The sequence below is a fragment of the Alcanivorax sp. HI0044 genome, assembly GCF_001634945.1.
In genome coordinates, this window is sequence record NZ_LWEZ01000275.1 from 1 (window position 1) to 867 (window position 867).

General features: G+C 57.8%; 1 protein-coding gene. It reads right to left on the reverse strand.

Annotated elements, in window-relative coordinates; all coding sequences use genetic code 11:
- Positions 1–62 precede the first annotated feature (62 nt).
- On the reverse strand, positions 63–867 hold an 805-nt coding region (locus A3730_RS30960), incomplete at its 5' end, for a hypothetical protein (RefSeq protein ID WP_063537483.1).

The window sequence follows — 867 nt, forward strand, 5'->3', positions numbered from 1 at the left end:
AAACCCCGGGATCCAGGGAGCGCCCTGGTTCTTAAGCCAATCAGCGGCAGCTGGTAGCTGCTTTAAACTTCCTTCACCACCGGCTTGATGGTGCCCCAGCGTTTGCAGCTTGGGCAGCGCCATTGCATCAATGGGGTTTCAAAGCCACAGCGGCGGAACTTGTACAGGCTCTTGTCGCTCAGCAGCTTTTCCGACACCTGCTTGAGCATGTCCAGATGCTCACGGGCCTCGCCCTCGGCGGTGCTGGCCAGGCTCATGTCGATGATGCGGTTGAGCCCCCGCACGGACGGGTTGGCCTTCATGTATTCACGGATAAAGTCCGCCGCTTCCTTGTCGCCATAACGCTCTTTAAGCGTTTCCGAGAGCAACAGAATACGCGTGGTGCTGGGTTTCTCTGCACTGTAATCGGCCAGCATCTGGATAAAGTCTTCTTCCTTTTCCTGATGCTGAAAACACTGCCGCAGACGATCCAGTGTTTCATCAAAAAAGTCACTGTCCTGGTTCCAGACCCGCTGAAAGGCATCAATCGCGGCGCCCCAGTTGGATTCCGCCATTTCCAGATCGCCTTCCGCCAGGCTGGCACGCACGCACTGGTTATCGAATGACAACGCCCGGCGCAGCATACGGCGGGCTGGATTAATGTCGCCGTCCCGACGCAGGGTTTCCGCTTGCTCACAGCAGAACTGGGCCAGTACCGGCGCCAGGTTCGCACGGTTCTTGAGCAGGCGCTCGCCCATGCTGATGGCGTTCACCCAGTCACGCTCCTGCTCGTACAGGCCCATCAACTGTTCACACACTTCATCCTTGGCCTGGCAATCCTGGTCCAGCATTTCCAGCAGTACCTGCTCGGCCAGATCAAAGATGCCA